The organism is Bradyrhizobium sp. USDA 4502 (assembly GCF_054063355.1).
Map to the genome: position 1 here is coordinate 6,844,369 of NZ_JBSSGF010000001.1, position 21,989 is coordinate 6,866,357.

At 66.6% G+C, this 21,989-nt stretch carries 19 protein-coding genes; 15 read left to right on the forward strand and 4 right to left on the reverse strand.

The window, feature by feature from the left end:
* Positions 1–98: 98 nt before the first annotated feature.
* The 5 genes from ACVW1B_RS31975 to ACVW1B_RS31995 all read left to right on the forward strand — a co-directional run bounded on the left by ACVW1B_RS31975 (position 99) and on the right by ACVW1B_RS31995 (position 6,710).
* Positions 99–431, forward strand: a complete 333-nt coding sequence (locus ACVW1B_RS31975; protein WP_172648920.1) for a hypothetical protein — start codon at positions 99–101, stop codon at positions 429–431.
* Positions 432–684: 253 nt separating this feature from the next.
* The gene (locus ACVW1B_RS31980) at positions 685–1,911 is read left to right on the forward strand and encodes an MFS transporter (RefSeq protein WP_253606357.1); all 1,227 of its coding nucleotides are present in this window, start codon (positions 685–687) and stop codon (positions 1,909–1,911) included.
* 157 nt (positions 1,912–2,068) lie between these two features.
* Positions 2,069–3,241: an acyl-CoA dehydrogenase family protein gene (locus ACVW1B_RS31985; RefSeq protein ID WP_253606356.1), complete on the forward strand. Its 1,173-nt coding sequence runs from the start codon at positions 2,069–2,071 to the stop codon at positions 3,239–3,241.
* A gap of 404 nt (positions 3,242–3,645) precedes the next feature.
* Positions 3,646–4,563 (forward strand): NADP-dependent oxidoreductase, encoded by a 918-nt coding sequence (locus ACVW1B_RS31990; RefSeq protein ID WP_253606354.1) that lies wholly within the window; start codon positions 3,646–3,648, stop codon positions 4,561–4,563.
* Between the two features lie 179 nt (positions 4,564–4,742).
* Complete coding sequence (locus tag ACVW1B_RS31995; protein ID WP_310883147.1) at positions 4,743–6,710, forward strand: methyl-accepting chemotaxis protein; 1,968 nt, start codon at positions 4,743–4,745, stop codon at positions 6,708–6,710.
* A 21-nt stretch (positions 6,711–6,731) separates the two neighbouring features.
* Here ACVW1B_RS31995 and ACVW1B_RS32000 read toward each other — a convergent pair whose 3' ends face one another.
* Positions 6,732–7,643: a sterol desaturase family protein gene (locus ACVW1B_RS32000; RefSeq protein WP_253606351.1), complete on the reverse strand. Its 912-nt coding sequence runs from the start codon at positions 7,641–7,643 to the stop codon at positions 6,732–6,734.
* A 109-nt stretch (positions 7,644–7,752) separates the two neighbouring features.
* Between ACVW1B_RS32000 and ACVW1B_RS32005 the strand changes: the two genes are divergently transcribed.
* Genes ACVW1B_RS32005 through ACVW1B_RS32015 form a run of 3 tightly spaced genes read left to right on the forward strand, consistent with a single transcriptional unit; the run spans position 7,753 to position 9,634 of the window.
* Entirely contained in the window at positions 7,753–8,358 is a 606-nt protein-coding gene (locus ACVW1B_RS32005) for a TetR/AcrR family transcriptional regulator (RefSeq protein ID WP_253606348.1), read from the forward strand.
* Between the two features lie 11 nt (positions 8,359–8,369).
* On the forward strand, positions 8,370–9,152 hold the full coding sequence (locus ACVW1B_RS32010) for a sulfite exporter TauE/SafE family protein (RefSeq protein ID WP_253606346.1): 783 nt from the start codon (positions 8,370–8,372) through the stop codon (positions 9,150–9,152).
* Between the two features lie 35 nt (positions 9,153–9,187).
* Positions 9,188–9,634, forward strand: a complete 447-nt coding sequence (locus tag ACVW1B_RS32015) for a DUF1801 domain-containing protein (protein ID WP_253606344.1) — start codon at positions 9,188–9,190, stop codon at positions 9,632–9,634.
* A 219-nt stretch (positions 9,635–9,853) separates the two neighbouring features.
* On the opposite strand, the gene ACVW1B_RS32020 is transcribed toward ACVW1B_RS32015, so the two are convergent.
* Together ACVW1B_RS32020 and ACVW1B_RS32025 are read right to left on the reverse strand one after the other, a co-directional pair.
* The gene (locus ACVW1B_RS32020) at positions 9,854–12,052 is read right to left on the reverse strand and encodes a putative bifunctional diguanylate cyclase/phosphodiesterase (protein WP_375167046.1); all 2,199 of its coding nucleotides are present in this window, start codon (positions 12,050–12,052) and stop codon (positions 9,854–9,856) included.
* Positions 12,053–12,409: 357 nt separating this feature from the next.
* Positions 12,410–12,847 (reverse strand): L,D-transpeptidase, encoded by a 438-nt coding sequence (locus tag ACVW1B_RS32025; RefSeq protein ID WP_253606340.1) that lies wholly within the window; start codon positions 12,845–12,847, stop codon positions 12,410–12,412.
* 195 nt (positions 12,848–13,042) lie between these two features.
* Here ACVW1B_RS32025 and mepA point away from each other — a divergent pair, with 195 nt between their 5' ends.
* The 6 genes from mepA (at position 13,043) to ACVW1B_RS32055 (ending at position 18,499) form a co-directional block, all read left to right on the forward strand.
* Positions 13,043–14,005 (forward strand): penicillin-insensitive murein endopeptidase, encoded by a 963-nt coding sequence (mepA, locus tag ACVW1B_RS32030; RefSeq protein WP_253606338.1) that lies wholly within the window; start codon positions 13,043–13,045, stop codon positions 14,003–14,005.
* Between the two features lie 130 nt (positions 14,006–14,135).
* Positions 14,136–14,645 carry a hypothetical protein gene (locus tag ACVW1B_RS32035; protein ID WP_253606336.1) on the forward strand — a complete coding sequence of 170 codons (510 nt, stop codon included), beginning with the start codon at positions 14,136–14,138 and terminating at the stop codon, positions 14,643–14,645.
* A gap of 190 nt (positions 14,646–14,835) precedes the next feature.
* Positions 14,836–15,636, forward strand: a complete 801-nt coding sequence (gene modA / locus ACVW1B_RS32040) for a molybdate ABC transporter substrate-binding protein (RefSeq protein WP_253606334.1) — start codon at positions 14,836–14,838, stop codon at positions 15,634–15,636.
* Positions 15,637–15,640: 4 nt separating this feature from the next.
* Complete coding sequence (gene modB / locus ACVW1B_RS32045) at positions 15,641–16,336, forward strand: molybdate ABC transporter permease subunit (protein WP_057019516.1); 696 nt, start codon at positions 15,641–15,643, stop codon at positions 16,334–16,336.
* A gap of 103 nt (positions 16,337–16,439) precedes the next feature.
* Positions 16,440–17,111, forward strand: a complete 672-nt coding sequence (gene modC / locus ACVW1B_RS32050; RefSeq protein WP_253606332.1) for a molybdenum ABC transporter ATP-binding protein — start codon at positions 16,440–16,442, stop codon at positions 17,109–17,111.
* 113 nt (positions 17,112–17,224) lie between these two features.
* A complete protein-coding gene (locus ACVW1B_RS32055; protein WP_253606330.1) occupies positions 17,225–18,499 on the forward strand; it encodes a hypothetical protein in 1,275 nt (424 codons plus the stop codon).
* Between the two features lie 9 nt (positions 18,500–18,508).
* Here ACVW1B_RS32055 and ACVW1B_RS32060 read toward each other — a convergent pair whose 3' ends face one another.
* Entirely contained in the window at positions 18,509–20,302 is a 1,794-nt protein-coding gene (locus ACVW1B_RS32060) for a potassium/proton antiporter (protein ID WP_057019518.1), read from the reverse strand.
* Positions 20,303–20,523: 221 nt separating this feature from the next.
* Between ACVW1B_RS32060 and ACVW1B_RS32065 the strand changes: the two genes are divergently transcribed.
* Positions 20,524–21,840: a mechanosensitive ion channel family protein gene (locus ACVW1B_RS32065; protein WP_057019519.1), complete on the forward strand. Its 1,317-nt coding sequence runs from the start codon at positions 20,524–20,526 to the stop codon at positions 21,838–21,840.
* Positions 21,841–21,989: the final 149 nt, after the last annotated feature.

Below are 21,989 nucleotides of genomic sequence, written 5' to 3' on the forward strand. Positions count from 1 at the left end.
CGGCGCTAGCGGCGCGACTGTTGCCCATTCTTGTCCCAGCAACAAAACGCACCATGATTTGAATCGCCACTGCATCGCGCTCCGACTAGACTGCGATCATGTTGCGCATCCTGTCCCTCCTTATCGTCATCCTCGCACTGCTGCAGCCGGACCTGAGCTCCGCCGCCTCCTCGAAGAAGCGGCACGGCAGCACGCGCTGGCATGGCTATGGCTTCCTGCCCGGCTACCGGCAGCCGCCGAACCAAACCATTCCGGTGTTCGGCCCGCGCGGCGCCGCCCGCGGCTACCCGGACTATTCGCCGCAATATTGGTATGGCGGGGACTGGTACTATTTCGGCCGCCCCGGATTCTACCGCGGCCGCTACAATGGCGGCAGTTTTGGCCCGTGCTGGACCTGGACGCCGATCGGACGCGCCTGGCAGTGCGGCTAGAGCGTTTTCGAGCGAAGTGGCTCCCGGTTCGCGTGAAGAAAACGCGTCAAAGCAAGAATCTAGAGCCCCGTTCGGATTCTATCGGAACGGAAAAGGCTCTAGCTGCGCGTCGCTGCGACATCTTGCGCATGCAAGGCCCAATCCGCTGATCCCGGAATGAGAGGCATGTTGCCCGTCATGTTGCCCCTGGACCTCAGATAGGCCAGCATCCTCCCTGCGCGCACCACAACAAACAACAGCGCCGGGGAAACGCATGAGCAAGGCCGCTCGGTTGGATTATGGCTGGGTCGTCGTCGGCGCGGGCGCGCTGATGACCTGCGTCGGCTTCGGCACCATGCTGTCGCTCGCGGTGTTCCTGCAGCCGATCTCGGATGCGATGGGCTGGTCGCGCGCCGGCATCTCGGCGGCGGCGACGCTGGATTTCCTCTGCATGGGTTTTGCGGCGTTCGCCTGGGGCGCGCTGTCCGACCGCTTCGGTACCCGCATCGTGGTGCTGGCGGGCAGCCTGTTGCTAGGGCTTGGCTTAGTGACGGCGAGCCAGGCGCAAAGCCTGTGGCAATTCCAGCTCTGCTTTGGCGTGCTGATCGGAATCGCGGCCGGCAGCTTCTATGCGCCGATGATGGCGCTCGCCAGCGCCTGGATCGACAAGCATCGCAGCCTCGCGGTCGCGCTGGTGTCGGCCGGCATGGGCGTGTCGCCGTTGACCGTCGCGCCGTCGGCAAGCTGGCTGATCACGGCCTATGACTGGCGCTTCGCGATGCTCGTGATCGGCATCGCCGCATGGGCGCTGTTGATCCCCGCGTCGTTCCTGGTGCGCCCGGCGCCGCAGGGAACGGACGTCGCAATCCCGACCGCCGCGAACGCGCCGCAAACCGAATGGACCGCGGCGCAGGCGCTGCGTACGCCGCAATTCATCACGCTGGCGCTGGCGCATTTCGCCTGCTGCGCGGCGCATTCGGGCCCGATCTTCCACATGGTGTCCTACGCCATGGTGTGCGGCATCGCGCCGCTCACCGCGGTCACGGTCTACAGCCTCGCCGGCTTCTCCGGGCTCGGCGGCCGGCTGCTGCTCGGCGTGCTCGCCGACCGGCTCGGCGCCAAGCCGGTGCTGGTCGGCGGCCTCCTGGTGCAGGCGCTGTCGATCGCGACCTATCTCGCGGTGGCGCAGCTCGGCGAGTTCTACGCGCTGTCTGTCGTGTTCGGGCTCGCCTATGGCGGGGTGATGCCGCTCTACGCCGTGCTGGTGCGCGAGTTCTTCGGCGCGCGCATCATGGGCACGGTGTTCGGCGCGGTGTCGGCCTTCGCGAGCCTCGGCATGGCGCTCGGGCCGTGGGCCGGCGGTTACGTGTTCGACACGTTCCACGGCTATACGTGGCTGCACGCCGGTTCCTTTGCGATCGGCCTTGCAGCGGTGGCCGTGGCGCTGAGCTTTTCCACCAAGCGCCAGCCGTCGCTCGATCTCGGCCGCGCCGCCGCCTGAGCGCGGATGCGTTCGTCGCACTCTCGCACACACAGCCGATGGATAGCTGATCTGCATCGGCGCCGTCCCGCCTTGCCTTCCCTTGCCCTCTCCTGCCGGATGAGCCACCATCGCCCGGCCTGCCCAACAAGAATGACAGAAGGCGCCGAGGACACGCATGAACAAGCCGCAGGGATTCGACCTTGTCGAGCGGGCGCGCGCGCTGGCGCCGCTGATCACGAGTGAAGCCGACGAGATCGAACGGACACGGCGACTGACGCCATCCGTCACCGCGGCACTGGTCGAGAACGGGCTGTATCGCGCGCTGCTGCCGAAGCGTTTTGGCGGCGCCGAGGCGACACTGGACGCCTTCATGCAGATGCAGGAGGAGATCGCCAAGGCCGATGCATCGACCGCCTGGTGCCTCGGCCAGTGCAGCGTCTGCGCCATGACCGCGGCCTATCTCGAGCCCGACGCGGCCCACGAGATCTTCAACACCGCGCCCGGCATCCTGGCCTGGGGCGCGATCGCCCATGAGGTCCGTGCGGAGCCCGGAGGCTATCGCGCCAGCGCGCGCTGGGATTTCGCCTCGGGCTCGCGGCAGGCGAGTTGGCTCGGCGCCCATGTCCGCGTCGTCGAGGCCGACGGCTCACCGCGCAAGAAGGCCGACGGTTCGCCGGAGATCCGCACCATCCTGTTCCCGATGTCGTCAGCGACAATGTATGACGTCTGGGACGTGATCGGTCTGAAAGGCACCGGCACCGATTCCTACTCGGTCGACAACCTCTTCATTCCGGAGCAGTTCGCCGCGCTGCGCGACGATCCCGCCGCGTGCCGCGAGCCGGGGCCGCTCTACAAGCTCTCCACCAACATGGTGTTCAGCATGGGCTTTGCCGCCACCTCGCTCGGTGTCGCGCGCGCCATGCTGGACGCAGCGACCGAGCTTGCCCGCGGCAAGACCCCGCAAGGCCTCAAGGCGATGCGCGACAACAACGCCGTGCAGGGCCAGATCGGCCGCACCGAGGCGAGCCTGCGCGCCGCGCGCGCCTATCTGTACACGACGGCCCGCGACGTCTGGAGCGATCTCGTCCGCGGCGATCCGATCACCGAGGCGCATCGCGTCGCGATCCGCATCGCCTCGACCTGGACCATCCACCAGTCGGCCGCGGTGGTCGACATCGCCTATCACATGGCGGGGGCAACCGCGGTGTTCGCCAAGAACCCGTTCGAGCGGCGGTTTCGCGACATGCACGCGATCGCGCAGCAGATCCAGGCCCGCGACACCCAGTACGAGGATGCCGGCAAGGCGATTTTGGCAGGCAATCTCGGCGCTCCGCCGACGACGCGCTGAAGCGCGAAGACGTCAGATTGAGCCAGGACGCGTACTCATAAGTCCGCTGTGTCGGCTCTGCTCCCTAAAACACGACATCGCCGGGTAATCATGGCATGTCGGCTTTGGGCCAACAGTGGGCATGACGACTGGCGGCCCTCGCAATCTGAATTCTGTCCCCGACTGTGCAAAATGGATTCTGTCGACTGCCCGGATTTTTCAGCGGTGCGGTAACGCATTGAGCTCGCAGAGGGCAGCCGTCGCGCTTGGTACAGCCAAAATTCGCAATCTTGGTGCTGTTTTATGAGCAGGCGCGGCGCATCTATTCGTTCGTACTAAGCGACCGAACTGCCTTGGCAGTTCTTGGATAGTCGGCGCGTCCGCGCGCTCTGCAGCAGTTCCACCAAGAGACAAGGAGTATTCCCATGAAGGCCATCGTTGTAACGGACCAAGCCGCGGGAACGGCCGGGATGAAGCTGGTGGACAGGCCCGAGCCGCAGGCAGCGATAAACGACGTCGTCGTTCAGGTTTATGCGTCGAGATTTGTCCCGACTGAGCTGGCGTGGCCCTCGACCTGGACCGATCGCCTCGATCGTGACCGAACACCGTCGATCCCGGGGCACGAGCTGGCCGGAGTGGTCACCGCTCTCGGATATGGCACTACAGGGCTATCGGTGGGACAGCGGGTGTTCGGTCTAGCGGACTGGTATCGCGACGGCACGCTGGCCGAGTATGTGGCGATCGAGGCGCGCAACCTCGCGCCGCTACCGGGCGACGTCGACTTCACAATGGGTGCAAGCCTTCCGGTCTCGGGCCTGACGGCATGGCAAGGACTATTTCAGCACGGCCGCCTCCAGGCGGGGCAGAGCGTCCTCGCACACGGCGCGGCCGGCGCAGTCGGGTCGATGGTGACGCAACTCGCGCGAGAGGCCGGCGCGTATGTGATCGGCTCCGGGCGGTCCGCCGACCGTCAGACTGTGCTCGACTTCGGCGCGCAGGAGTTCGTCGATCTCGACAACGACGCCCTTGAGGACGTCGGCAAAGTCGATCTGGTGTTCGACGTCATTGGCGGTGAAATCCAGAAGCGGTCGGCAAAACTGATTCGAGGCGGAGGAACGCTGGTGACGATCGTTGGGCCGGCCGAGGCGCGACCCTCCGACGGCCTGGCGGTCGACTTCGTCGTCGAGTCCGATCGTTCCCAACTGACTGAGATCGTCCAGCGGGTGCGGGACGGACGCCTGCGGACGAACATCGGCAACGTCACGACTCTCGACGAGGCCGTCGCTGCCTTGAATCCGACCGGTCGACGCAAAGGGAGTACGATCATCCGCGTTCGCCCCTGAGTGACACATGCCTATTGATGCGCGCAGCCGGCCGGCCCTGTCAGGCCAGACGTTGAACAGTACGAAAGTAGCACCGGCGGCCATGGTCGCGGCACGAATACCGGCGGCGCAACATCCGGTTGTTAAGCTTTTTCTGCGACTTTGCGGACGGCGCTAATGCCTGGAGTTTCGCTGGTCCCATGTTCACGCTTCGATCGATTGCCGCCCGCCTGATTCTGGCGATTTCGCTGACTGTCGCGGTCGCCTGCGCCATCCTCGGCGGCTTCTCCATCAGCCAGCAGCGGGCGCTGACGCGGCTCGCGCTCGATCAGCAGCTCAAGCTGCAATATGACAGCGTGATTGCGGCGATCGACTACGAGGGGCGCGCCGCGCTTGCGGTCTCGGCTGTCATCGCCGCCCTGCCGCCGGTCGAAGATGCTATCGCCAAGGGCGACCGCGACGGCCTCGGAAGGCTGCTCGGCGCCTCCTGGGCAGCGATGAAGGCGCAGGGCATCCCGCTGATCTCGTTCTGGCAGCCCCCGGCAACTGGCTTCTACCGGGTCCACGCGCCGAAGGTATTCGGCGACGACGCCTCGACGCGGCGCACCACGGTGGTGGAATCGAACAGGACCGGCAAGCCGATCGTCGGCGTCGAGCCCGGCCGCGAAGCGCTTTCGATCTTCGGCATGACCCCGATCATGCACGAGGGCAAGACGCTGGCCAATGTCGACGTCGGCGCCGCCTTCGGCAAGGAATTCGTCGACCGCGCCAAGAAGCGCTTCGGCATCGACCTCGCGGTGCACTCCTTCGACGGCCAGAGCTTCAAGCGGCTGTCCTCGACCTTCGGCGACACCGTGGTCGCGACCCAGGACGAGCTCAAGCGTGTGATGAACGGTGCGGCCCTGCTGCGCGACGCCGTTCTCGACGGCCATGCGGTCGAGCTCTATCTCGGCCAGATCAAGAACTACGCCGGCGAACCGGTCGCCGTGCTCGAGATCGTCAAGGACACCAGCGACTATGAAGCCGCCGCCGCGAGCGCGCAGCGCAATCTGATCCTCGGCGTGATCGCGATCATGGCCGCCGCCGTGCTGCTCGCGTTCCTGCTCGGCCGTGGCCTGTCGCGGCCGCTCACCGCGATCACCGCGGTCATGAACCGCCTGTCCAGCGGCGACACCAGCGTCACCATACCCGGCAGCGAGCGCCGCGACGAGCTCGGCACGATGGCGAAGGCGGTCGATGTGTTCCGCCGCAGCATGGTCGAAACCTCCTCGCTGCGCGAGGCGCAGGAGGCCGACAAGGTGAAGGCGGAGGCCGACAAGCAGGCCTTGCAGCGGCAGATGGCCGATCGTTTCGAAGCCGACGTCAAGGGCATGGTCGCCGCCGTCGCGCGGTCCTCGGGCGACATGCAGCGCGTCGCGGGCGAGATCACCGCCAGCGTCAACGGCGCCTCCGAACGGACCTCGGCGGCAGCCGCCGCGTCCGAGGAAGCATCCGCCAGCGTCAATGCGGTCGCAGCCGCAACCGAGGAGCTGGCGTCCTCGATCACCGAGATCGGCCGCCAGGTCACCCATTCCAGCCGCGTCGCCGACAGCGCCGTGACCAAGGCCATGGAGACCACCGAGATGGTGACGAGCCTCGCCGCATCGGCAGAGAAGATCGGCGACGTGCTGCGCCTGATCAGCGCGATCGCGAGCCAAACCAATCTGCTGGCCCTCAACGCCACCATCGAGGCCGCACGCGCCGGCGAGGCCGGCCGCGGCTTTGCCGTGGTCGCTGCCGAGGTGAAGGACCTGGCGAGCCAGACCGCGAAGGCAACCGAGGAGATCGCTGGCCAGGTCGGCGCGATCCAGTCCGCCACCGGCAACTGCGTCAGCGCGATCGGCGACATCAGCGGCACCATCCGCGAGATCTCGGGTATCGCCACCGCGATCGCGGCCGCCGTCGAGCAGCAGGACTCGGCGACGCGGGAGATTGCCCGCAGCGTGCAGCAGGCGTCCACCGGGACCGTCGAGGTCTCCGCCAATATCGCGGGGGCGAGCGAGGCCGCCGGCCAGTCGCGGGCCCTCACCGGCAATGTGCTGGATACGTCCGGCCAGCTCGGCGATCACGCCGCCGCGCTGTCGCACAGCGTCGACACCTTCCTCGCCGGACTGCGCAACGCCGCCTGAGCGGCGGCGCCGGGCTTCAAGTCATGGCCAGGGCAGCACGGGCGGCGGAGCGGACCGGTCGGACTTGTCGTCCGGCCGAGCGTCGACCCGCCCCCAATCGCGCATGAACGGCATCTTCAGCAATCCGCGCAGCGACTGCTTCTCGGGATCATCGAAGCCATCGAGACCGTAGCGCAGCTCCGCGAAGCGCGGACCACGATTATAGGTGCCGCCGAGCCGGTCCCAGATCGAGAGCAGGTTCGAATAATTGCTGTCGGTCTCCGGCTGATGACGCGAATGATGCATCTTGTGCATGTTCGGCGTCACGAAGACGAGCCGCAGCCAGCGGTCGAGCCGCTTGGGCAGGCGGATATTGGCGTGCTCGAACTGGGCGTTCAGCGCCGACAGCGTCAGATAGCTGACCAGCACCCAGGCCGGCGTTCCGAACACGACCACGCCGGCGATGTGCCAGCCGATCCGCCACAGCGTCTCGCCGGGATGCTCGCGGAAGGCCGTGGTGACGTCGACGAAGCGGTCGGCATGGTGCATGCGGTGGAAGCGCCACATCCAGCCGAGCTTGTGCATGGAGACGTGGGCGAAATAGGCGAACAGGTCGAGCCCGATGATGCCGAGCAGGAGCTGGTTCAGAGGTGACAGGCCGAGCCAGTGCGACAGGCCGAATTTCGCATCCAGCGTCCATTGCGCGGCCAGCGGCGACAGCGGGCTGAGCAAAAGGTTCACGCCGACGAAGATCAAGGTGATGGCGGCGTTGCGGCCGATATTGCGCAGCCGGTCACTGCGGCCATAGCTGAACAGCGGAAACGCGGCCTCGAACAGCAGCACGATCGCGAACGACGCGAGCAGGAACGCGATGCGCGCGCCGGTCGACGGCAGCTCGACATGAGCCATCTCAGCCGCGCCCGGATGCCACAGAAGCTTTGCAAAGCCGATCATGCCGACAGCCCTCCCCTCTTTACAAAACGAATATCCGTTCTTTATAGTGACGGCGAATGATCGTCAAGCCCGCCGCATCGGCCGGCCGCGACCTGTCAAGGACCCGACAATGCCGAAGGTGAAACCCGAAACGCTCGCGATCCGCCGCGAGGAGATTTTGCAGGCCGCGGAGATCTGCTTTGCCCGCCAGGGATTTCACCAGACCACGATCCAGGACGTGATCAAGCAGTCCGGGCTCAGCGCCGGCTGCATCTACGGGCATTTCACGGGCAAGGAGGAGCTGATCCAGGCGATCGGCGAAAGCCGCCATGGCCGCGACAGCGCGCTGCTGGCGCTTGAGGGTCCACCGGACGACGTGTTGCAGAGCCTGCGCTCGATCGCCCGCGGCTTTCTCGGCGACCTGCAGAAGGAAGAAGGCCTGCGCGCCCGCCGCGTCGCGTTGCAGCTCTGGGCGGAGGCGCTGCGCGACGACGTGGTCCGCGACCAGGTGGTGAGCGGAATTCGCCAGCCGATCGCCCTGATCGTGGACCTGCTGCGGCGCGGCCAGAAGAGCGGCGCGATCGACCGCGGCGTGCAGCCGCGCGGCGCGGCGCGGGCAATGGTCGCGATGTTCCAGGGCATCGTGCTGCAACGGCTGTGGGGCGAAACCGTCTCGACCGCGGAGGCGATGCACGCCTTCGACATCTTCCTTGCCGGCCTTGCCGCCAGGCGCTGACGGGGGATGCGGTGATCGTCCACGACCTCCTCGCCGGCATCGGCACGGGCCTCGCCGGCGGTCTGACCGCCGGGCTGCTCGGCGTCAGCCCCGGCGGCGGACTGGTCGTGTTCTCGGTGCTGCTGCTCGGCGCCGGGCAGCACGTCGCGCAAGGCATCTCGCTGGTCGCGCAGGTGCCGCCGACCAGCCTCACCGGGATCCGGCGCTATTGGCAGAGCGGCAACCGCACACCGTTGCGCTGGATCGCGCTCTTGACAGTCGGCTTCGTCGCCGGCGGCGCGGCCGGCGCACTCGCCGCCAACCATGTCGTTGAGTCCGCGCTGCGCTGGACCTACGTGGCATATCTCGTCGTGCTCGACGCGATGCTGATCCTGCGCGGCGGACGTGACCAGGCGAAGCACGACGACAAGGGCACCGCGCGCGAAATATCCTGGCCGGCGCTGCTCATTGTCGGGCTGCTGGCGGGCCTGTCGTCGGGCTTTCTCGGCATCGGCGGCGGACTGGCGACCGTAGTGGGCTTAAGCGCCGTGCTCGGGGTGCCGCAGCATCAGGCGCAGATGGCGAGCCTCGTGATGTCGCTGATCCCGACCACGATCCCCTCGGCCTGGATCTATTGGAGCGAGGGCTCGCTGGCGTCCTGGCCGGTGCTGGCGGGCGTGATCGTCGGCCTGCTGGCCGGCACCGATCTCGGCGCCCGCGCCGCCAACCGCATCGACCGCGCGCGGTTACGCAGCGCGATGATCGTCTTCGTCTCGCTGATGGCGGTCTATATGACCTTCAAGGCGCTGTGGTAGATAGATCTAGGTACGTCCTCCTCACGGAGCCCATTATGCGCAAGCCGGCAACATCGACCAGCAAGGCGGCGCGACGGCCGCACACCAAACCGGCAGCTGCGCTGTTCGACGCGTACCCTGCCCCGGTCAAAGCCAAGCTGCTGGCGCTGCGGCGGCTGATCTTCGAGACCGCGAAGGCAACCAAAGGCGTCGGCGCGCTGGAAGAGACATTGAAGTGGGGCCAGCCGAGCTACCTCACGCCGGAGACCGGCAGCGGCAGCACGGTCCGGATCGATCAGGTGAAGCCGGCTGCCGACCAGGTCGCGGTCTACTTCCACTGCCAGACCAATCTGGTCGAGACCTTCCGCGAGCTCTATCCCGAGCTCAGCTACAGCGGCAACCGCGCCATCCTGCTCGATGTCGCGGGCAAGCTGCCGGAGCCCGCGCTGCGCCACTGCGTGGCGCTGGCGCTGACTTATCATCTCAACAAGAAAGAATCGTAGGGCGTGAAGGCGACGGCGGTGCGCTCCCTCTCCCCGTTCTTACGGGGAGAGGGTTGGGGTGAGGGGCCGTCTCCGCACATTCGGTAATAGCTGCGTTCGCGGAGAATCCCCCTCACCCGGAACGCATCTAACGATGCGTTCCGACCTCTCCCCGCACGCGGGGCGAGGTAAGGGGAGCCCGACGCTCGATCGAGGTAACATCTCTGCCTCTAGGCTCCACTACGCCACCAGCGCGGTCGCGACGCGCTGCGCCTTCAAGAGTCTGATGACCTCGGCGTTCGGCCGGGCGCGGCTGAACAGAAAGCCCTGGCCCTCGTGGCAACCCTCGGCGCGCAGGCGGCTCAACTCCGCCTCGGTCTCGACGCCCTCGGCGGTGATGGTGACGCCGAGCCCGATGCCGAGACTGACGATCGAACGCACGATCGCCTGCGCGTCCGGGTTCGCGCCGAGGTCGCGCACGAACGACTGGTCGATCTTGATCTTGTCGAACGGAAAGCTGCGCAGATAGCTGAGGCTCGAATAGCCGGTGCCGAAATCGTCCATCGACATCCGCACCCCGAGCGCGCGGAGCGCATGCAGCGTCGCCAGCACCTGGCTGCTCTTCTCGAGCAGCAGCGTCTCGGTGATCTCGAGCTCGAGCCGCCGCGCCGGCAGGCCGGATTGCCGCAGCGCGTCGGTGACCAGCGCCAGCAGGTTGCCGGTACGGAATTGCAGCGGCGACAGGTTGACCGCAACACGCACGTCATCCGGCCATTGCGCCGCGTCCATGCAGGCGCGATGCAGCATCAGCGCGCCCAGCGGATTGATCAGCCCGGTCTCCTCGGCCACCGGGATGAACTCGCCCGGCGAGATCATGCCGCGCTCCGGATGCGGCCAGCGCACCAGCGCCTCGAAGCCGGTGATGCGCCCGGTCGCAAGATCGACCAGCGGCTGGTAATAGGGCCGCAGGCCTTCGTTCTGGATCGCATCGCGCAGGTCGATCTCGATCTTGCGGCGGCTCTGGGCACGCGCGTCCATCTCCGCCTCGAAGAAGGAGAAGGTGCCGCGGAATTCGCTCTTGGCGCGCGACAAGGCCATGTCGGCGCTCTTCAGGAGCTTTTCGGAATCCTCGCCGTCACCGGGCGACATCGCGATCCCGATGCTGGCGCCGATCACCACCGAATGCCCCTCGAGCAGATAGGGCTCGCCGATCGCGTCCAAAATCCGCCGCGCCAGCAGCACCGCGTCCTCGGGCCGCATCACGCCGCCCTGCACGATGGTGAACTCATCGGAGTTGAGACGGGCCAGCGCGTCTTCCTCGCGCAACGTCGAGCGCAGGCGCTTGGCGACCGCGCGCAGCAGCTTGTCGCCGATGGCGTGACCGAGCGTCTCATTGACCGCCTTGAAATTGTCGAGACCCAGCATCAGCACCGCAACCTTGTCGGTCGAGCGGCGGGTGTGCTGCAGCATCTCGTCCATCTGCTGGCGCAGCAGATTGCGGTTGGGCAGGCCGGTCAGGCTGTCGTGCTGGGCCATAAAGGCGAGCCGCGCCTCGGCGCGCTTGCGTTCCGTGATGTCCATCAGCGCGAGCAGCATCGCCGGCTGGTCGCCATGCATCAGCTGGCGCGAATAGATCGCAAGGTCGATCAGCGTACCGTCGGCGCGTACATGCTTCCAGGTCCGCGCCGCCTGCTCGTCGCTGCTGCGGCCTGCCGCCCAAGGCAGCTCGGCATCGAACGCCTGCAGGCTCCTGATCGTCATCCGCTCGAATTCGGCGCGGACATAGCCGTAATGCGCGATCGCGGCGTCGTTGACCGCGAGGATCCGCTCGCCGTCGAGCGCGCACAGGATCATCGGCACCGGATTGCCGTCGAACAGCAGGCGGAACGACGCCTCGCGCTGCTTCAGTTCAGTGATGTCGACGCGCAGGCCGACGATGCCGCCATCTGCGGTCAGCCGCTCCTCGATCAACACCACGCGGCCGTCGGCCAGCACCTGCTCGTGCCGCTCGCCGGGCTGGTACATCTTCCTGAGCCGTTCGGCGATCCACTCTTCCTCGCGGCCGGCAGCCTCAGGATAGTCGCCGCGCGCGACACCGATGCGGATGGTGTCTTCGAGGCGCGCGCCGTGCTCGAACAGGTCGGAGCTGCGCTTGTAGATTTCCGAGTATTTCTTGTTCCAGAGTGTGTAGCGGCCTTCCGGATCCAGGAACACGATGCCCTGCGGCAGGATGTCGATCGCCTCACGCAGCCGCGCGTTGGATTTGCGCGCCTCGGCGATCGCGGCCTCGGCCTGCGCGCGCTGGCGCACCAGTTCGCCGATCTCGACCGCGGGGCGGCGCGATCTGCCCGACACTTTCGGCATCGGTGTGGGACGACGGCCCCGAGGACGGGACAGTTTGGCCTGGTTCGGTTTCTTGGTGTTTTTCTTCGGCCGCATCATCGGTATCGCACGCCCCACGCGCATTCCAGTTCGGCGATATATCTGCGATAAGTCTCTGAAAAATTGGTATCTCTTGGCGAGTAGCTGCGCTGCCTGAGAAGCCCTTGCATGCCTGCTTTGCAGGCGAATTCACGCCGGGCGCGAGTTCGTTTCCGGTGGGCCAGCGGCGCACGGCACAGATTCGCAGCATGGAAGCGCCGGCGCTTGGTGAAGGAAGCGTAAACCGGCGCGCGATTGCACAATGAATGCGCCGAAGACGCTTCAAGCGCACCAATGTTTGTCAGCGTGCGGCAGGGTTATCGTGCGGTTAATCCGCGGTGCGCCTCAGCCTTCGCATTTTTGCCGGATCATACCTTAGTTGGTGATCTCAATCCGCGTGCCGCCGCGGCCGTTGCGCTCGACCAGCCCATAGAGCATTGCGGCGTGCGAGGGATGCAGGCGCACGCAGCCATGCGAGGCCGGCCCGCCAAGGCGCGTGAGTTCGTATGTTCCATGGATGGCAAAGCCGCGGTGGAAGAAGATCGAGTGCGGCATCGGCGAGTTATAGTACTTCTTCGAGTACCAGCGGCGCGCCAGCATCTGCGGACGAAAGACTCCACTCGGCGTGCCATAGCCGCGGCGGCCGGTCGACACCGGCCAGTTGTAGCGTCTCGCGCCGTCGACGCTGACCGCCATGCGCTGCGACGATTTATCGATGTGAACGACGACGTCGGCCCGCGCCGGCGAGAGCGCCAAAATCGGCGCGGCAATCGTGGCGGCAAACGCCAGCCGTACGCACGATACGCTTGTCACAATAACGCCTACCCTGAAATTATTGCGGACATGATGTCGCCCACAACGTGCGCTTGTAAAGTGGCGTGGCTCACATCGGAGCCTGGAAGCCGCGGGTAATCTTAATCCACCCTGTGGGCGATCAAGCGAATGGGATGAAAGCGCGGTCCGCCTGCTCCGAATCCATGCTAGCCTTGCGCCGACAGAGTGATCCGAATGACACCCCGCCTGCGTCTGTTCCCACTCCTGATCTTAGCCGTCGTCGCCTGCACCATCTCCGCGCGGGCGCAGGACAGGGGCTCGCTCAATCCACAGCCGCTGCCGCCGCTCGCCAACCCCAACGATCCAAAGATCGGGGCGAAGCAGCTGTTCGCGCGCAAGGTGCTGCCGGCGGCGTTGCCGACCCGGTCGATCGGCGGCTACACCAAGGGTTGTCTCGCCGGCGCCGCGCAGATGCCGCTCAACGGCGAGACCTGGCAGGTGATGCGCCTGTCGCGCAACCGCTACTGGGGTCACCCCAACATGATCGCGCTGCTGAAGCGGCTTGCGGCCAACGCGCACAAGGACGCCGGCTGGCCGGGCATCCTGGTCGGCGATATCGGCCAGCCGCGCGGCGGCCCCGCGCTCTCCGGTCATGCCAGCCACCAGATCGGACTCGACGCCGACATCTGGTTGACGCCGATGCCCGATCGCAAATTGTCGCGCGAGGACCGCGAGGAGATGTCGGCGGTGATGATGGTGCGCGACGACCGGCTCGACATCGATCCGCGCGTCTTCACGCCGGGCCACGTACTCGTTATCCGCGACGCGGCGCGGGAGCCGGCGGTGCAGCGCATCTTCGTCAATCCCGCGATCAAGAAGGCGCTGTGCCGCGAGGCCACGGGCGATCGCGGCTGGCTGTCGAAGATACGGCCGTGGTGGGGCCACGACTACCACTTCCACATTCGCATGCGATGTCCGTCCGGCAGCCCGACCTGCGAGAGCCAGAAGGCGCAGGCGGAGGGCGAAGGCTGCAAGCCGTCCGATCTCGCCTTCTGGTTCAAGGATTCGGTGCTGCATCCGAAGCCTCCGCCGAAGCCGCCGAAACCCCGCCCGCCGATGACGCTGGCGCAGATGCCGGCTGACTGCAGGACGGTGCTGAACGCCCCCGACGCCAAACAGCAGCTGCCAGGGCAATAACATCTTCGTCAGGCGGCTATGCCGGCCGGCTCGAACTGCGATATGATCTCGTGCCGTCGCGCCGTAAGCGCGTTCGGGCGATGGATCGGGGCGGCTGATCTGTTTATCCGTCATCATGAATGGACCAGACATGCGCAAATCGCTCCTCGCCGCATCGCTCGTGCTCGTCTCGACTTCCGCTGTCGCGGCGGAGGAGCCGAGCGGCTGTGACAAGTTCAAATGGTCGATCGACCGTGCGCGCGCCGCGCTGACCGCGTCCGATCGCGCCAAGGTCGTATCAGGGAGCGAGCAGACGGCGCTGCCGGCGACCGCGATCACGCTGGCGCTGGTGGCCCCCGGCGACGCCAAATTGCCGGCTCCGCCGGAGCGCGCGCCGAAGGAGGGCACCTTCGCCGGCTTCACCAGCTTCAAGGCCGCGCCGAAGGCCGGGCTCTATACCGTCAGCCTGTCGGCCGGGGCCTGGGTCGACCTGGTGCAGGACGGGCATCTCCTGAAGCCCAAGGCGTTCAGCGGCGCGACCGATTGCGACGGTATCCGCAAGACCGTGAAATATGACCTCGCCGCCAGCCCCTTCGTGCTGCAAGTCAGCGGCTCAAAAGAGAACTCGCTGTCGATCGCGATCCAGCCGGCGGATGAATAGGACGAACGGTTAGACAAACGGTCGCCTTTACCGTAAGCCCCAGCCTGCTATGTTTGCAGTGCGATATCCCTGAGGACCGTAAGTCCGTCGGGGACCAGCGGAACAGCGCTTCCGTCCGTCGCAGGCCAGACCTCACTCAACGCCTGATTTGCGCGCCCGTTCGCGCGTGAACCCGCACGGAGCGCTTTCCATGTCACGACTTTCAATTTCACGACCTGCCGGACTTTTCACCGCCTTCGTCATCCTGCTCGGCGCGCTGCATTCGCCCGCGAGAGCGGAGGACAAGACGCTCACCGTCTTTGCCGCCGCCTCGATGAAGAACGCGCTCGACGATATCGACGCGGCCTATACCGCCAAGACCGGCGTCAAGATCACCGCCAGCTATGCCGCGAGTTCGGCATTGGCAAAACAGATCGAGCAGGGCGCGCCGGCCGACGTGTTCGTCTCCGCCGACACCGACTGGATGGACTATGCGATCAAGCAGAAGAACATCAATGAGCAGACGCGGGTGAACCTGCTCGGCAACTCGATCGTGCTGATCGCGCCGAAGGATTCCAAGATCGACAACGTCAACATCGGCCCGGGCTTCGATCTCGCCAAGCTCGCCGGCGACGGCAGGATCGCGACCGGCGACGTCAAGGCGGTGCCGGTCGGCAAATACGCCAAGGCCGCGCTGGAGAAGCTCGGCGCCTGGCAGGCGGCGGAGCCGAAATTCGCGATGGCCGAGAGCGTGCGCGCGGCGCTGACGCTGGTGGCGCGCGGCGAAGCCGTGCTCGGCATCGTCTATTCGACCGACGCCAAGGTCGAGCCGGGCGTCAAGATCGTCGGCACCTTCCCGGCCGACACCCATCCGGCCATCATCTATCCGGTCGCGGCGACCACGACCGCGAAGCCGGAGACCGCCGAGTACCTTGCCTTCCTGCGCTCGTCCGCGGCGAAGACGATCCTCGAGAAATACGGCTTCAAGTTCCTGATCAGCCCGACGACCTAAGCACGTGTTCGAGATCTCGCCGACCGAATGGACGGCGATCCTGCTGTCGCTGCGGGTCGCCGTTATCGCAACACTGGTGGCGACCCCGTTCGGGGTAGCGCTCGCCTGGCTGCTGGCGCGGCGCGATTTCTGGGGCAAGTCGCTGCTCGATGCCGCCGTGCATCTGCCGCTGGTGCTGCCGCCCGTCGTCACCGGCTATTTGCTGCTGTTGACCTTCGGCAAGCGCGGCCTGGTCGGCGGCTGGCTGGCCGACCATCTCGGCATCGTGTTCGCATTCCGCTGGACCGGCGCGGCGCTCGCCTGCGGCGTGATGTCGTTTCCGCTCCTGGTGCGCCCGATCCGTCTCTCGATCGAAGCGGTCGACCGCCGGCTCGAGCAGGCGGCCGAGACACTCGGCGCCGCGCCCTGGCGGGTGTTCGCAACCGTGACGCTGCCGCTGGCGCTGCCCGGCGTGCTGGCCGGCATGGTACTCGGTTTTGCCAAGGCGATCGGCGAGTTCGGCGCGACCATCACCTTCGTCTCGAACATTCCCGGCGAGACCCAGACCATTTCGTCGGCGATCTATTCGCTGATCCAGACGCCGGATGGCGACCCCGCCGCCGCGCGGCTCGTGATCATCTCGATCGTGCTCGCGGTCGGCGCACTGGTCGCGGCTGAAGTGTTCGCGCGTCGCGCCACCGCGCGCCTGCATGGGCAATAGAGCATGATCCGGAAAAGTGTGAAGCGGTTTTCCGAAGAGGTCATGCTCAAACAAGGAGCTAAAGCGCGATGACGATTCAACTCAATCTCATCGCGCTTTAGCCATGCTGCGCGTCGACATCACCAAGCAGCTCGGCGAGTTCTCGCTTGCGGCCTCGTTCAGCAGCGAGGGCCGCGTCACCGGCCTGTTCGGCGCGTCCGGCTCCGGCAAGACCTCGCTGATCAACACCATCGCGGGACTGTTGCGTCCCGACCGCGGCACCATCGTGATCGACGGCGAGACCGTCGACGATACCGCGACCGGCATCCACGTCCCGAGCTGGCGCCGCCGCATCGGTTACGTGTTCCAGGACGCGCGGCTGTTTCCGCATCTCGATGTCCGCCAGAACCTCGACTACGGCCGCCGCATGAACGGCCTCACCGAAGATCCCGCCCAACACCGGCGCGTCGTCGACCTGCTCGACATCGGCGCCCTGCTCGACCGCCGTCCCGGAAAGCTCTCCGGCGGCGAGCGCCAGCGCGTCGCGCTCGGCCGGGCGCTGCTGTCCAAGCCGCGGCTGCTGCTGCTCGACGAGCCGCTGGGGGCGCTCGACGAAAGCCGCAAGCTCGAGATCCTGCCCTATCTGGTCCGGCTGCGCGACGAGGCCGGCGTCCCGATGGTCTATGTCAGCCACGACGCGGCCGAGCTGCGCCAGCTCGCCACCCAGATCGTGATGCTGCGCCGCGGCCAGGTGACCGCGTTCGGCGGTGTCAAGGTGCTGACGGCGGGCGGGTAGCTGGCCGTTTTTCCGAAAGTCGGCATAAGATAGCCTATCTTGTCTGCTAGGCCCGCGTCGGGGACGTCCGATCGGGGATGGGGAAGGGTGAATTTGTGCGACTGACTGGCTGGGTGTTGCTGCTGATCGGCGGGCTGCTGTGCGCCACGATTTCGTGGGCCGCGCTCGGCTTCCTGCTGATGGGCGTCGGCCTGATCGCGCTGCAGGTCGACGAGCGGCGCCGGCGTCCGGCCGATGCTGCCGTGCCGGCCGGCGCCTCGGGATTTACCCCGCCTCGCCTCAGCGACGGGCTGCAGCCGCCGACCCTCGACCCGATCGCAGGCCAGGATACCGGGCAGCGTCAGCCGCGCCGGGTGGCCTGGCCCGACAAGAAGGGGGACGCGGCTTACGACCGGGAGACTTACGACCGGGAGGCCTGGCGCCGGCTTGTCGACAGCGATCCCGACCTCGCCCAGATCGCCAATGTGCTCGCCGATTACGGCCCGCAATATGTCGACGAGCTGGCGGCGAGCTATCTGGCCGCACCCGACAAGGGCCGCCTGGCGGCGATTGTCGACGGCATCATCGCGCGCGCCGGGGATGGTCAGCCGATCCCGCCGCCGCCCGCACCAGTCGAAGCATCTCGGCCGCCTCCGCTGCCGCCCCCGCCGCAGCCAAAGCAGGTGATCATCCCTTCCGCCAAGCCGGCGGCTTCGCCAAGCAATCGCGCAAACGCTCTCGAAGCGTCCCTGCTCGCCACGGTCGAGGAGGCTTCCGCCAAGATGGCCGCCGAACGCGCGGGTCTCTTCAAGCCTGCCAAGGAGCCTGGCAAAGAGCCGGGCAAGGCCACCGACAGCCGGCCGCAGGCGGCGATCCCGCGGGAACCGCTGTTCGGTCGCGCAACCCGGGACGCGAAGCCCGCCGCTTCGCCGCCGGTACCGGTCACACCGCCGCCGATGCCAGCTACACCGCCGCCCATGCCGGCCGACACGCCCGCCGCTCTCGAAGCATCGTTGATCGCCGCCGTCAGCGAGGCCGCCGCCCGGCGGGCGGACGCCCCCAAGGATGCGTCCAAGGATGGATCCAAGGATGCGTCCGAGCCGGCACCGGAATCAGCGTCGCCGGCGAGGCGCGAGGCCGAAATCCGCGCGGTCGCGCCCACCCCACCGACGCCACCTCCGCCGGCTCCCGCTGCGCCCGCCACGACGACACCACCTGCGAAGACAGCGGCCGACAATCTCGACGAGACGCTGCTCGCGGCGCTGGCCGAGATTTCCGGCCAGAGAATCAAGGGCGAGACCAAGCCGGACGCGGCGTCCAAGGGCTCGTCCGGTCCGCCGGCCGACGACGGGCTGTCCGACATGATCAAGAAGTTCGCGCCGGATTCGAACTTCCTGCGCAAGACGTAACGGCGCGGCTCAGACCCCCGCCACCGACGCCCAGATATCGGCGAGCTTGCGCTTGACGATCTGCATCCGCGTTTGCGGCGCGACCTTCTCCTCTTCCTCCGGCAGGCGCAGGCCGACGACGTTAACGCGGCCACCGCTGATGCTGCGCGCCACCAGCACGATCTCGTCGAGCGCCAGTTCGGCCCCTTCCTTCGGCGCGCGGTCGAGATTGACGTCGAAATAGTCGGCGAGCGTCAGCTTGGCCTGGTGCTCGTCGACCTTGACGCCGTAGATCTCGGCGAGCTCGCCGAGCGTATGCTCGGCCGACACCATGAAGTCGCCGAGCAGATGCGGATCGGGCGCGCTCGACGGCGCCATGTCGACGAAGAAGCGGTCGAGCGCCTCGGCGCGCTCCGGCGGCGCCAGCAGGTAGATGTAGTCGCCAGGCGCGACCGGATCGGCCTCGGTCGGCGTCAGGATCCGCTCGTCGCGGATCACCAGCGTCGGCTTCGACCAGGACGGGATCAGCCCGCGGCGGAAATACAGGCTCTTCGGCCGCACCGGATAGCCGACCAGCTGCTGCTCGAGCTGGCCGGGCAAATCGAGCTCGACGCGGCGCGGGCCGCGTTCGGCGCGCGGCAGCGCGACGTGCAGCCGCCGCGCCGCCGGCGCCAGTGTCCAGCCCTGCAACAGCAGCGAGATGATGACGACGACGAAGGCGACGTCGAAATAGAGATAGGCCTTCGACAGGCCGACCAGCATCGGGATCGAGGCGAGGAAGATCGCGACCGCGCCGCGCAGGCCGGTCCAGGCGATGAAGACCTTCTCCCGCCAGTTGAACTTGAACGGTGCGAGGCAGATCAGCACCGCCAGCGGCCGCGCCACCAGCATCAGCGCGAACGCCACCAGTACCGCGCCGCCGGCGCTGGAGAGCAGGCGATGCGGCGAGACCAGGAGGCCGAGCAGCACGAACATCACGATCTGCGCCAGCCAGGTCGCGGCGTCGAGGAACGTCACCACCGAATTATGCGCGCGGGTCGGCCGGTTGCCGATGATGATACCGGCGAGATACACCGCGAGAAATCCCGAGGCATGCACGATCTGCGAGCCGCCGAAGATCACCAGTGCCGCCGTGGTGACGAACGGCGCATGCAGGCCCTGCGGCAGCGCTACATAGTTCAGCGCGATCACCACCAGCCGGCCGCCGATCACCCCGATGATGGCGCCGAACACCGCCTCCTGGATGAACTCCAGCGCGATGTGCGAGGCCGAGCTCTGGCCGATCGAGATGAACTCGACCAGCATCAAGGTGAGGAAGATCGCGAACGGATCGTTGGTGCCGGATTCCGCCTCCAGCGTCGCGCCGACGCGTGGGCGTAGCCGCAGACCCTGGGTGTGCACCAGCAGGAACACGGCAGCCGCGTCGGTCGAGGCCACGACGGCGCCGACCAGCAATGACTCGGTCCAGTTGAGGTCGAGCACGAAACGGGCGACCGGCGCTGTGATCAGCGCGGTCAACAGCACGCCGGCGGTCGCCAGCACCATCGAGGGCACCAGCACGGTGCGGATGCTGGCAAACCGCGTCTTCAATCCGCCGTCGAACAGGATCAGCGCCAGCGCCACCGAGCCGACCAGATAGGTGGTGCGGACGTCGTCGAACTGCAGCCGGCCGGGGCCGGAATCGCCCGCCAGCATGCCGACCAGCAAGAACACCAGCAGCAAGGGAGCGCCGAACCGCAAGGCCAGCAGGCTCGACAGGATGCCGGCCATCACCAGCACCGCACCGAGCAGGATCGCTATACTGACGGAGTCGAGGGATGCCATGCGCCTTCGGAGGTCTCAAATACTTGCAATTGCATCCTTATCGTCGCCACACTGGGACGCCAACCGATTTCTGACATAAGCGGCAATGTGCCCGGTCTCATCATCCCTAAGTCGCCCCGACACTGTGTTGTATCGATGGTCGCGTGCGCGCCTTTGTGAGATTCTGCCTGCGCATTCGAATCACATTTGGCTGACCCGCGCTTCGAGTTGAGATTTTGCCGATGGACATGAACTGGAAGGACGTCCTCGAATCGATCCAAATGGCGGCGCGCTCGGTCGGCGCCGAGGTCGCCTCGCCCTGGTTCTATCTGCAATTCGGCATCATCCTCGCCGCCGCGGGCCTCGCCTACGCCGCCGATACCGCCATTCATGCGCGGGTCGACATGTCGTCGCTGGCGATGCGCTGGCCGCTGCCGCTCCGGCACTTCGCCCGCGTGATGGTGAAGAGCGCTTCCACCGCCGTGTTCGCGGTCCTGATGATCATCTCCCGCATCGTGATGTGGCACGCGACCTGGCCGAGCCGCAGCTATCTGATCGCGGTCTCCGCCAAGCTGGCGCTGGCCTGGCTGGTGATCCGCCTCGTCACCTCGGTGATCGACAACGCCTTCATCGTGAAAACAGTCTCGATCGCGGCCTGGGTGGTCGCCGCCCTCAGCATCATCGGCCAGCTCGATTGGGCGGCCGACACGCTAGATGCATATGCGGTCGTGGTCGGCGGCCTCCGCCTTTCGCCGCTGCTGCTGATCAAGGCCGGCGCGCTCCTGATCGTGGCGCTGTGGCTGACCAACCTCGCCGGCAATTTCGCCGAGAGCCGGATCAACCGCGCCACCGATCTGACGCCGTCGATCCAGGTGCTGCTGGTCAAGATCATCCGCATCGGATTGATGGTGACGGCGATCGTGATCGCGCTCGGCGCGGTCGGCATCAACCTCTCCGCGCTCGCGGTGTTCACCGGCGCGGCCGGCGTCGGCATCGGTCTCGGCCTGCAGAAGATCGTCGCCAATTTCATCAGCGGCCTGATCCTGTTGGTCGACAAATCGGTCAAGCCCGGCGACCTCGTCACGATCGGCGACAATTCGGGTCGGATCAGCGCGATGAAGACCCGCTACATCTCGGTCGCCGCCGGCGACGGCCGCGAGTTCCTGATCCCGAACGAGGACCTGGTGACGCAGAAGGTCACCAACTGGACCTATACCGACAAGAACACGCTGGTGAAGATCGCCTTCTCCACCAATTACGACGCCAATCCGCGGCAGGTCTGCAAGCTCGCGATCACGACCGCGGCGGCCCATCCGCGCGCCACCAAGGGCCGGACGCCGAACTGCATCCTGACCGAATTCGCCGAGGCCGGGATGAAATTCTCCCTGACCTTCTGGATCGCCGACCCCGACGGCATGGACAATGTGAAGAGCGACGTCATGCTGTCGCTGTGGGACGCCTTCAAGCAGGAGGGCATCCGGGTGCCCTACCCGGTGCGGGAACTCCGCATCCGCGGCGGCGCGCTGCCGGTCGAGAGCGTGGTCGAGGTCTCCAATTAGCGCTTGAGCGCGGTCTTTTCGCCGCAGCGGTGGCCGCTGTTCCGGATATGGCCTGAAAATCAAGCCGTTTGGACATGTCCCCATGCCCAACCTTGGCTTGCGCCGGGCGCGCCGATCATTAAATTAGGGCCTGAAATCAGCCCCTTGCC

Excerpts from the sequence above, each read along its gene's own strand:
- ACVW1B_RS31985 (WP_253606356.1), top strand. The coding sequence starts at position 2,069 with ATGAACAAGCCGCAGGGATTCGACCTTGTCGAGCGGGCGCGCGCGCTG.
- ACVW1B_RS31995 (WP_310883147.1), top strand. The coding sequence starts at position 4,743 with ATGTTCACGCTTCGATCGATTGCCGCCCGCCTGATTCTGGCGATTTCG.
- ACVW1B_RS32035 (WP_253606336.1), top strand. The coding sequence starts at position 14,136 with ATGCGCAAATCGCTCCTCGCCGCATCGCTCGTGCTCGTCTCGACTTCC.
- ACVW1B_RS32060 (WP_057019518.1), bottom strand. The coding sequence starts at position 20,302 with ATGGCATCCCTCGACTCCGTCAGTATAGCGATCCTGCTCGGTGCGGTG.
- ACVW1B_RS31990 (WP_253606354.1), top strand. The coding sequence starts at position 3,646 with ATGAAGGCCATCGTTGTAACGGACCAAGCCGCGGGAACGGCCGGGATG.
- ACVW1B_RS31975 (WP_172648920.1), top strand. The coding sequence starts at position 99 with ATGTTGCGCATCCTGTCCCTCCTTATCGTCATCCTCGCACTGCTGCAG.
- modC (WP_253606332.1), top strand. The coding sequence starts at position 16,440 with ATGCTGCGCGTCGACATCACCAAGCAGCTCGGCGAGTTCTCGCTTGCG.
- ACVW1B_RS32000 (WP_253606351.1), bottom strand. The coding sequence starts at position 7,643 with ATGATCGGCTTTGCAAAGCTTCTGTGGCATCCGGGCGCGGCTGAGATG.
- ACVW1B_RS32065 (WP_057019519.1), top strand. The coding sequence starts at position 20,524 with ATGGACATGAACTGGAAGGACGTCCTCGAATCGATCCAAATGGCGGCG.
- mepA (WP_253606338.1), top strand. The coding sequence starts at position 13,043 with ATGACACCCCGCCTGCGTCTGTTCCCACTCCTGATCTTAGCCGTCGTC.
- ACVW1B_RS31980 (WP_253606357.1), top strand. The coding sequence starts at position 685 with ATGAGCAAGGCCGCTCGGTTGGATTATGGCTGGGTCGTCGTCGGCGCG.
- ACVW1B_RS32005 (WP_253606348.1), top strand. The coding sequence starts at position 7,753 with ATGCCGAAGGTGAAACCCGAAACGCTCGCGATCCGCCGCGAGGAGATT.
- ACVW1B_RS32020 (WP_375167046.1), bottom strand. The coding sequence starts at position 12,052 with ATGCGGCCGAAGAAAAACACCAAGAAACCGAACCAGGCCAAACTGTCC.
- ACVW1B_RS32015 (WP_253606344.1), top strand. The coding sequence starts at position 9,188 with ATGCGCAAGCCGGCAACATCGACCAGCAAGGCGGCGCGACGGCCGCAC.
- modA (WP_253606334.1), top strand. The coding sequence starts at position 14,836 with ATGTCACGACTTTCAATTTCACGACCTGCCGGACTTTTCACCGCCTTC.